The sequence below is a fragment of the Streptomyces sp. UH6 genome (assembly GCF_013421635.1).
Classification (GTDB): Bacteria; Actinomycetota; Actinomycetes; order Streptomycetales; family Streptomycetaceae; genus Streptomyces; species Streptomyces abyssomicinicus.
The window spans coordinates 1-9350 of sequence record NZ_JACADT010000126.1 but is presented as its reverse complement, the minus strand read 5'-3'; the positions used below and the strand labels follow the sequence as shown (position 1 = coordinate 9350).

Annotated in this window: 9 protein-coding genes; 3 read left to right on the top strand and 6 right to left on the bottom strand. The window is 72.6% G+C overall.

The genetic code is table 11. The features are described 5' to 3' along the window. On the bottom strand, positions 1 to 905 hold a 905-nt coding region (locus HW445_RS09850), incomplete at its 3' end, for a sugar ABC transporter ATP-binding protein (RefSeq protein WP_180220648.1). A 307-nt stretch (positions 906 to 1212) separates the two neighbouring features. Further along, positions 1213 to 2394, bottom strand: coding sequence for an ROK family transcriptional regulator (locus tag HW445_RS09845; protein ID WP_180220647.1), 1182 nt, complete (start codon positions 2392 to 2394; stop codon positions 1213 to 1215). Between the two features lie 316 nt (positions 2395 to 2710). Here HW445_RS09845 and HW445_RS09840 point away from each other — a divergent pair, with 316 nt between their 5' ends. Next, positions 2711 to 3136 (top strand): OsmC family protein, encoded by a 426-nt coding sequence (locus HW445_RS09840; protein WP_151770217.1) that lies wholly within the window; start codon positions 2711 to 2713, stop codon positions 3134 to 3136. 55 nt (positions 3137 to 3191) lie between these two features. Here the strand turns inward: HW445_RS09840 and HW445_RS09835 are convergent, their stop codons facing one another. Further along, the gene (locus HW445_RS09835) at positions 3192 to 4058 is read right to left on the bottom strand and encodes a helix-turn-helix transcriptional regulator (RefSeq protein WP_180220646.1); all 867 of its coding nucleotides are present in this window, start codon (positions 4056 to 4058) and stop codon (positions 3192 to 3194) included. A gap of 194 nt (positions 4059 to 4252) precedes the next feature. Between HW445_RS09835 and HW445_RS09830 the strand changes: the two genes are divergently transcribed. Together HW445_RS09830 and HW445_RS09825 are read left to right on the top strand one after the other, a co-directional pair. Next, positions 4253 to 4558 (top strand): 4a-hydroxytetrahydrobiopterin dehydratase, encoded by a 306-nt coding sequence (locus tag HW445_RS09830; RefSeq protein WP_180220645.1) that lies wholly within the window; start codon positions 4253 to 4255, stop codon positions 4556 to 4558. A gap of 247 nt (positions 4559 to 4805) precedes the next feature. After that, positions 4806 to 5288: a hypothetical protein gene (locus HW445_RS09825; RefSeq protein WP_180220644.1), complete on the top strand. Its 483-nt coding sequence runs from the start codon at positions 4806 to 4808 to the stop codon at positions 5286 to 5288. 75 nt (positions 5289 to 5363) lie between these two features. Here HW445_RS09825 and HW445_RS09820 read toward each other — a convergent pair whose 3' ends face one another. From HW445_RS09820 to HW445_RS09810, 3 genes are all read right to left on the bottom strand, one after another. Then, positions 5364 to 6107, bottom strand: a complete 744-nt coding sequence (locus HW445_RS09820) for a glycoside hydrolase family 75 protein (RefSeq protein WP_180220643.1) — start codon at positions 6105 to 6107, stop codon at positions 5364 to 5366. A gap of 143 nt (positions 6108 to 6250) precedes the next feature. Further along, positions 6251 to 7087, bottom strand: coding sequence for an aldo/keto reductase (locus tag HW445_RS09815; RefSeq protein WP_308798757.1), 837 nt, complete (start codon positions 7085 to 7087; stop codon positions 6251 to 6253). Between the two features lie 127 nt (positions 7088 to 7214). Then, positions 7215 to 9041 carry a long-chain fatty acid--CoA ligase gene (locus tag HW445_RS09810; protein WP_180220641.1) on the bottom strand — a complete coding sequence of 609 codons (1827 nt, stop codon included), beginning with the start codon at positions 9039 to 9041 and terminating at the stop codon, positions 7215 to 7217. Between the last annotated feature and the right edge of the window lie 309 nt (positions 9042 to 9350).

The window sequence follows — 9350 nt, the reverse complement described above, 5'->3', positions numbered from 1 at the left end:
CGGCGGGCGCCGTACAGGGTCTCAAGGATCTCGGAGCGGCCGGAGCCGACCAGTCCGGCCAGACCGACGATCTCGCCGGGCCGCAGTTCGAGGTCGAGCGGCTGGAACCTGCCCTCGAGCGCCAGGCCCCGGACGGTGAGCACGGGCGCGGCCTCGGGCGGGCCCGGCGGCCTGGGGGGAAAGGCGTGCTCGACGCTGCGGCCGGTCATCAGGGAGACGATCTCCCGCGTGGGCGTGGTCCGGGCGGGGAGCCCGCCGGCCACCGCGCGGCCGTCCTTGAGCACGGTGACCCGGTCGCCGATGCGGCGGATCTCCTCCAGGCGGTGCGAGATGTACACGACGGCGACGCCCTCGTCGGTGAGCCCGCCGACGATGCGGAAGAGGTTGTCGACCTCGTCCGGGTCGAGGGCGGCGGACGGCTCGTCCATGACGATCAGCCGGACGTCGTGGGAGAGCGCGCGGGCCATGGAGACGATCTGCTGCTGGGCGGCGGAGAGCGCGTGGACGGGGCGGGCCGGGTCGATCTCCGGGTGTCCCAGGCGGCGCAGCAGTTCCGCGGAGGCCTGGCGGGCGACGCGGGGGCGGACCACGAAGCCGGCCGAGGTGGGTTCGTGACCGAGGTGGATGTTCTCGGCGACGGAGAGGTGTTCGACCAGGTCGAGTTCCTGGTAGATGGTGGCGATGCCCAGGCGGACCGCGTCGCTCGGCGAGCGGAGGGAGACCGTTTCCCCGCACCAGGTGATGGCGCCGCCGTCGGGCTGGTGGGCGCCGGCCAGCACCTTGATGAGGGTGGATTTGCCCGCGCCGTTCTGCCCGAGCAGGCAGTGGACCTCGCCTGCCCGGACCTCCAGGTCCACCCCGTCCAGGGCGCGGACGCCCGGGAAGGACTTGGTGATCGCGGTCATGGTGAGCAGCGGTGCGGGGACTTCGGACGGCATGACGCATCTCCCGGCGGTGGGCAGGGCAGAACGGATCGCGCGCGGTCGCGGTGGTGCGGCTCGGGCGGGGCGGTTGGCACGGGGCCCCGTGGTTGCGGTGGTACCGGAAGTGCAGTGGTACCGAGGATTCAGTGGTACCGAGGAGTCGGTGGTACCGGTGTTCCGGTGGTACCGGTGGTTGCGCGGTACCGGTGGTTGCGCGGTACCGGATCTTCGGTCGTACCGGTGGTGCGGTGCCGGTGCTTCGGCCGACCCGGCGGCTGTCGGGCTGGTGTCAGGCGGGTGAGAACACGTGGTCGCTGATCAGGCGGGCCGCCCCGACGACTCCGGCGGCGGCGCCCAGTTCGTCCAGGACGATCGGCAGGTTGCCGGTCGCCAGGGGCAGTGACTGGCGGTAGACCTGGGTGCGGATGGCGGCGAGGAGGTTGTGGCCGAGGCCGGTCACCCCGCCGCCGATCACCACCAGGCCGGGGTTGAAGAAGCTGACGAGTCCCGCGATGACCTGTCCCGTGCGGGTCCCGCCGTCGCGGATCAGGTCGAGGCAGGTGGCGTCGCCCGCCGCGGCGGCGGCGCCGACGTCGGCCGCGGTGAGCCGGCCGTTCTCGGCCAGCCGCGCGGCGAGTTGGAGGGATCGGCCCTGCTGGGCGGCCTCCACCGCGTCCTGGGCGAGCGCGGCCCCGCTGAAGTGGGCCTCCAGGCAGCCGCGGTTGCCGCAGGCGCAGGGGCGGCCGTCGGGTACGGCCTGGATGTGGCCGATGTCGCCGGCGCTGCCGGTGACACCGCGGTGCACCGTGCCCCCGACGACGATCCCGCAGCCGATACCGGTGCCGATCTTGACGCACAGGTAGTCGTCCACGGACCGGGCGACCCCGGCGTGCATCTGGCCGAGGGCCATCAGGTTCACGTCGTTGTCGACCATGACCGGGCAGCCGAGTTCCTGGCTGAGCGCCTCGCGCACCGGGAACCCGTCCCAGCCCGGCATGATCGGCGGGGCGACCGGCACGCCCTCGGGGAAGCGGACCGGTCCCGGGACGCCGATGCCGGCGCCGTCGAAGCCCTCCGCGAGTCCGGACGCCTTGAGCTTGGCGGCCATGTCGAGGACCTGCTCGAAGACGGGCACCGGGCCCTCGCGCACGTCCAGCGGCTGGGTGAGGTGGCCGAGGACCTCCAGTTCGGCGTTGGTGACGGCGACGTCGACCGAGGTCGCGCCGATGTCCACGCCGAGGAAGCGGAGGCTCGGGGCCAGGCGGATGTTGTGGGAGCGGCGGCCGCCGCGGGAGGCGGCGAGGCCGTCGGCGACGACCAGTCCCGTCTCCAGCAGCCGGTCCACCTCGACGGCGAGTCTCGACCTGGACAGGTCGACGCGGTCGCCGAGCTGGGCACGGGAGTTGGGGCCCTCGTCCCGCAACAGCCGCAGCAGGCGGGCCTGATGCGCGTTGGCGGGACGTGCGGTCATGCGTCTCACGGTCCCCTCCCCTGCTCAACTGCCCCTGTACGGGCTTGCTTTCGCGGAGAACGTAGCAGCGGTGGGGCGGGGTGGGAAGAAGTCGTGCACGAATCCGCGCCGACTTTCTCCTGTCGCAGGACAAAGCCGCCGACAGGGCCGCCCCGCGCCCGCGAGGCCCGGCGGCACGCGGGAGCACGCGGGGCGGGTGCGCGTCCGAAGAGGGTGGCGAGGTGCGTGCCCAGAGGACGGGCGGGTGGGGTACCTCGGTAACATCGGAGCGATCCGTACTGGACGTACTGGACGTTCCGTCAGGAAGGAATCACACGTGGCCACCACGCGATCCGCCCACACCGTCTGGGAGGGCAACCTGCTCGAGGGCAGCGGCGTCGTCACCTTCGACTCGTCCGGCATCGGCTCCCAGCCGGTCTCCTGGCCGTCGCGCGCCGAGCAGGCGAACGGAAAGACCAGCCCGGAGGAGCTCATCGCCGCGGCCCACTCCTCCTGCTTCTCGATGGCGCTGTCGCACGCGCTGGCCGGCGCCGGCACCCCGCCGGAGCGGCTCACCACCTCCGCGGACGTCTCCTTCCAGCCCGGCGAGGGCATCACGGGCATCCACCTGACGGTGGAAGGCACCGTGCCGGGCATCGACAACGACGCGTTCGTCGCCGCCGCCGAGGGCGCCAAGAAGAACTGCCCGGTGAGCCAGGCGCTCACCGGCACCACCATCACCCTCTCGGCCAAGCTGGCCTGACACCCCGCGGGCGCGGCGGAGCCCCCGGCTCCCCGCGCCCGTCGGCGTGGCACGGTCAGCCGTAGCGCTCCAGGTACTCGCGGAGCACGGCGCGGGTGCGTTCCGTGGAGGCGGCACGGGCCGTCATGTGGTCGAGGGCCTCGAGGTGGGCGGCGACCTCGTCGCGGGAGTCGAGGTAGAGCGCCCCGGTGAGGTACTCGGTGAAGACCATGTCGGGCAGCTCCGGCTCCGCGAAGCGGAAGAGGGAGAAGGGCGCGTACGCCCCGGGATGCGGGCCCGACGCGAACTCCGCCACCTGCAGGGTGATGTGGTCCTGCTCCGCCGCCTCCAGCAGCCGCTCGATCTGCTCCCGCATCACCCGGGCATCGGGGCCGACGGGGCGGCGCAGCACCGTCTCCTCCATGATCACCCACAGCCTGGGCGGCGTCTCCTGCTCCAGCAGCCGCTGCCGGGTCATCCGCAGCGCGACGTGCCGCTCGACGGTCTCGTCGGCGCTCGGCCCGGGGGCGCCGGCCCGCAGGACCGCCCGCGCGTAGTCCTCGGTCTGCAGCAGCCCCGGCACGAAGTGCGGCTCGTAGGAGCGCAGCATCCTCGCCGCGCCCTCCAGGCTGACGTACAGGGAGAACCAGTCCGGCAGCACGTCGTGGAACCGCTGCCACCAGCCCGGCCGGTTGGCCTCCTCGGCGAGTGCGACGAACTCGGCAGCCTCGCGCCCGGGCACCCCGTACGCGGAGAGCAGCATCTGCACGTACGGGATCTTGAGGGAGACCTCCGCCGTCTCCATCCGCCGTACGGTGGCCGGCGCGACGTGCAGGATCCGCGCGGCCTCCTCCCGCTTGAGCCCGGCGGTCTCGCGGAGTTCCTGGAGCCGCTTCCCGAGCACCACCTGACCGACGGTGGGCGCGGTGCGTCGCTCGCTCACGCCGTCCTCCCCAGAGCTCCACGCTTTCGTTGCGTGGGCAGTCTGCCACGGTGGGCACCGATCTCCCATCCTCGAGGTGATTTCGTGGCCAAGGCTTTCGGAAAGTTTCGGTGGGCGGCCCCGCGTGCCGCACGTGGCCTGGGGGCCTGTGGAACGCTGACCGCGACGGATCACCGGTTGAGGAGGAGCGGGCCATGGCTGTCGAGCCGCTGACGGAGCAGGAGATCGAGGAGCGGCTGTCGGCGCTGCCCGGCTGGCGGGTCGAGGAGGACCGGCTCACCCGCTCCTACCGCCTCCCCTCGCACGCGGTCGCCGCCACCCTGGTCGCGGACGTCGCCCGGGTCCAGGACGAGCTGGACCACCACTCGGACCTGACCCTCGGCTACAACACGGTGGCCCTGTCGGTGAACACGCACAGCGTGGGCGGCCGGATCACCGAGCTGGACTTCGCGCTGGCGCGCAGGGTGGAGGAGTCGGCCGGACTCCACGGGGCTGTCTGACGCCTCCGGGCGGCCGTCCGGACGCGCTGGTCGGCCCCGCCTCACGCCGCGATGCCGCACCGGAGCTGACGGCGGGTCACGGTGGGAGCCGTTCCTCTGGCATGCTGCGTGGCCGAGGACTCGGGAGAACGGGGGCGCCGGGATGAGCGACCGGATACCTGACGGGGACAGCGGCGGGCACGGGGGCGCGGGCCGGGGCGGGGACGGTTCTCCCCGGGCGTCGGGGAGATGGCGTTCCCGCCTCCTCGTGGCCCTGTTCGCGGTCCCGGTCGTCGCCGGAGGCGTGACGGGGCTCCTCCGGAGCGGCCTGACGCATCCCTTCGGTGATGCCCGCGCCTGCGACGGCAGCGAGGTGGCTCTGCCGGCAGCGGTCGAGGCGGGCGGTGCGACGTTGCCGCAGGACGCCACCGACGTCCGGTACCACACCCACGACGGGAAGGCAGTCGTCTCCTTCGTCAGTGACCAGGTGCCGGACTACCTCGTGCGGGCCGGACTGGTGCCCGACAGGGATGCGCTCTTCGCCGAGCGGGACGTCGTCAAGTACGCCATGGAACCCGGGACCACGGAACTGCCGCGAGGGCTGTGCGGGGAAGGCCTACGGGCACCGGTCTGGTACGGCACGACGCCGGACGGAATGATCCTCGTCGAGCGCGCGCCTTCGGGTGCCGAGGAGCTGCGGAGACCGGCACGGGTGCAGGTGACGTTCCAGTACACGGAACCGGCGCCCTGAGCGGACGGCACGGGCCGCTTCACCGGGGGGAGCAAAATGCATCTGATCTGCGAGAACCCCCGGATCAGACGGACCCTACGGGTTGACGAAGGAGCGGAGCAGCCGCTCGCCCTGCTCCACCGCCGCCCGCCGGCTGCCCAGGGGCCGGGCCGGGGCGTCCTTGAAGACCAGGTAGGTGACGCCGGACCGCGCCCCGCCGCCGACCGGGTGGGGGTCGAGGCCGAGCGCCTCGGCCGCGGCGTAGGAGGCCTCGCCGATGATGTCCGCGGGGCCGACGTCGCCGACCACGGCGTAGGCGATCCGGTCCCCGTGGAGCAGGACCACCGGGTCCCCGGCGCCCACCCCCTCGGCGGCGTGGTCCCACTTCTCGCCGGGCGCCGGCACCACGACGTACGGCAGCCGGTCGGCGCGCAGCGGTATGCCGTCGGCCTGGTGGAAGGCCGTCTCGGGCCGGAAGTACGGGTCGGTCTCCTCGTTGCACCGCCGGGTGCGCAGGCCGTCGCAGTCGATGTCGAGGTCCGCCGTCCAGTGGACGACGTCGCCCTGCCCGCACACCGGCACGGTGGGCCGGCGGCCCTCGTCGGTGGCGTACGCGCCGCGGGAGACGGGCCGGCAGGACCTCAGTCGCTCCCGCACGGTCCACGCGGTGACCGGCACGTCGACGACCCTGACGTCCTCGGCGGGCGGGCCGGGACGGGCGGGGGCCACGTCGGAGGAGTTCGGGTCGAAGGCGGCGCCGGCGATGCCCGCGGGAATCAGCGCGACGCTCAGGAAGGCCGTGCCGAGGACCGCCGCACGGTTCTGTTTGCTGGTACTCACTGCTGCGGAACCCTCTTTCTCCGGGCCGTCGGGGCCGCGCGGGTCCGTCGGGGGAAGCAGTCGGGCAAGGCAATGGGGGAAGCGGTCGGGCGAAGCAGTCGGTGCGGGCCCGGGGCCGGCGGGCGGCCCCGGGCGGCGCGGCGTCAGCCGAAGTCGGCGGTCGCGGGGTCGGGGCCGAGGCGCCGGCCCTCGTCGAGGGCGCGGATCGCGGCCAGGTCCTCGTCGTCCAGGGAGAAGTCGAAGACCTCGATGTTCTCCTTGATCCGGGAGGGAGTGACCGACTTCGGGATCACGATGTTGCCGGTCTGGAGGTGCCAGCGCAGCACCACCTGGGCGGGCGTCCGCCCGTGCTTCTGCGCGATGGCGGCGATCGCCGGGACCTCCAGGAGCCCCTTGCCGGAGCCGAGCGGCGACCACGCCTCGGTGGCGATGCCCTGCTCGGCGTGGAACTCGCGGGCCTCGGTCTGCTGGAGGTGGGGGTGGAGCTCGATCTGGTTGACGGCGGGGATCACCGAGGTGGCGTCCAGCAGCGTCCGCAGGTGCTCCGGAAGGAAGTTGGACACGCCGATGGCCCGGACCACGCCGTCGGAGAGCAGCTTCTCGAACGCCTTGTACGTCTCGACGAAGGCGCCCCGCTGGGGCCGGGGCCAGTGGATGAGGTACAGGTCGACGTAGTCCAGGCCGAGCTTGCCCAGCGAGGTGTCGAAGGCCCGCAGGGTGGAGTCGTAGCCCTGGTCGCTGTTCCAGAGCTTGGTGGTGACGAAGATTTCCTCGCGCGGGAGGCCGGAGGCGGCGACGGCCTTGCCGGTGCCCTCCTCGTTGCCGTAGATGGCCGCCGTGTCGATGCTGCGGTAACCGGCCTCGAGGGCGGTCGCCACCGCGCGCTCCGCTTCGTCGTCCGGGACCTGCCAGACACCGAAGCCCAGCTGGGGCATCTCCACGCCGTTGTTGAGGACGATCGGGGGGACCTTGCTGCTCACGCGCTCTCGATCCTTCGTTGGACGGACATTGGCTCCCATCCTCAACCATCGGCGGGCAGGACGCATTCCGGGAACGGCACACGGATCGGCGGCCCCCCTGCGCGGGCGGTTGCCGCCCTTCGCACCGTCAGCTCCGGTAGAGGGCCTCGACCTCCGCCTGGTACGCCTTCTCGATGGCCTTGCGCTTGAGTTTCAGAGAGGGCGTCAGCAGCCCCTGCTCCTCGGTGAACGGCTGCGCCAGGATTCGGAAGGTGCGGATCGACTCGGCCTGCGAGACCAGGCTGTTGGCGGCCTGGACGGCGCGCCGCACCTCCATCTCCAGGGCCGGATCGCGAACCAGTTCGGAGGCGGTGGGTGTCGGCTTGCCGCGCATCTGGAGCCAGTGCTCGACGGCCTCCTGGTCGAGGGTCATCAGCGCCGCGATGTACGGGCGGTCGTCACCCACGACCAGGCACTGGGCGACCAGTGGGTGGTCGCGGACCCGGTCCTCCAGCATCACCGGGGAGACCGTCTTGCCGCCGGAGGTCACCAGGACCTCCTTCTTGCGGCCGGTGATGTGCAGATAGCCGTCCTCGTCGAGCCGCCCTATGTCGCCGGTGGCCAGCCAGCCGCTTCGCAGCACCTCCTCGGTGGCCCGGGGGTCGTTGAGGTAGCCGTGGAAGATACCGTCGCCGGCCAGCCAGATCTCGCCGTCTTCCGCGATGTGCACGGTGACGCCGGGGATCGGCGGCCCGACGCTGCCGTACCGGACGCGGCCGGGCGGATTGGCGGTGGCCGCGGCGGTGGTCTCGGTCAGGCCGTACCCCTGGAAGACGCGCACGCCGGCGCCGGCGTAGAAGAGGCCCAGCCGGCGGTCCATCGCCGAGCCGCCCGACATGGCGTGCCTGACCCGTCCGCCGAGCGCCTGGCGCACCTTGTGGTACACCAGCTTGTCGAAGAGCTGATGCTGCATCCGCAGGGCGGCCGAGGGACCGGGGCCGGCGCCCCATTCCCGTTCCTCCACGGCCTCCGCGTACCGCACGGCGACCTCGACGGCCCGGTCGAAGGCGGCGGCCTTGCCGAACCGCTCCGCCTTGCGGCGTGCGGCGTGGAAGACCTTCTCGAAGATGTAGGGCACCGCCAGCACGAAGGAGGGCTGGAAGGAGGCGAAGTCGGCCATCAGGACGGCGGCGTTGAGTTCGGGCTGATGGCCCATCCGCACGCCGTGGCGGATGCTGGCGACCTCCACCATCCGGCCGAAGACGTGGGCCAGCGGGAGGAAGAGGAGCGTGGACGCCTCGTCGCCGGGCTTGGAGTGGAAGACCGGTTCCCAGCGGCCGACCATGGTGTCGGACTCGAACATGAAGTTGCCGTGGGTGAGGACGCAGCCCTTGGGGCGGCCGGTGGTGCCCGAGGTGTAGATCACCGTCGCCACGGTCTCCGGGGTGACGGCGTTGCGGTGCCGGTGGGCCACCTCGTCCTCGAGGTGGGCTCCGGCCGCGGATATCTCCTCCACGGCGCCGGCGTCCATCTGCCACAGGCGGCGCAGCCCGGGCGCCCGGTCGATGATGGTGGCCACCGTCATCGCGTGGTCCTCGTGCTCGACGACGGCGGCGGTGACCTCGGCGTCGGCGAACATCCAGGCGACCTGCTCGGCCGAGGAGGTCGGGTAGACGGGCACCACCTGGGCGCCCACGGTCCACAGCGCGAAGTCGAACAGCGTCCACTCGTAGCGGGTGCGCGCCATGACGGCCACCCGGTCCCCGAACCGGACGCCCTCCGCGAGCAGTCCCTTGGCGAGGGCGAGCACCTGGTCGCGGAACTCGGCCGCGGTGACGTCCTGCCACCGCCCCGCGCGGTCCTTGCGGGCGAGCACCACCCGGTCGGGTTCGGTGCGGGCGCGCTGGAAGACGCTGTCGGCCAGGCCGCCGACCGGCGGTGGTCCCGCCAGCGGCGGGTTGTAGTACTCACGCAAGGCCGATCCCCGCTTCCGTGCCCTGGTCACGCGCCGGTGACGCGCTGTGATCCGTTACCCCCAGCGCGTGAAACTACCGTACCGAGCGGTACGCCGGGAGGGGGCTGGCGAGCCGGGGTCGGTCGAAACCCGCAGGAGAGGTGGGGGCGAATGGGGTGAACGGTGGCATCGCGGCCGCCTTCGCACGGGGTGGGGCGCCTTCTGTGCGCGGCCCTTTACGGAACCCTTTCCGGCCGGTCACCGCGTCGCGCGTGTCGTGTGCGCGTGACGCACGTCCCCGCCGCGGGTCACGGGCACGGCCACGGATCG

Excerpts from the sequence above, each read along its gene's own strand:
- HW445_RS09845 (WP_180220647.1), bottom strand. The coding sequence starts at position 2,394 with ATGACCGCACGTCCCGCCAACGCGCATCAGGCCCGCCTGCTGCGGCTG.
- HW445_RS09830 (WP_180220645.1), top strand. The coding sequence starts at position 4,253 with ATGGCTGTCGAGCCGCTGACGGAGCAGGAGATCGAGGAGCGGCTGTCG.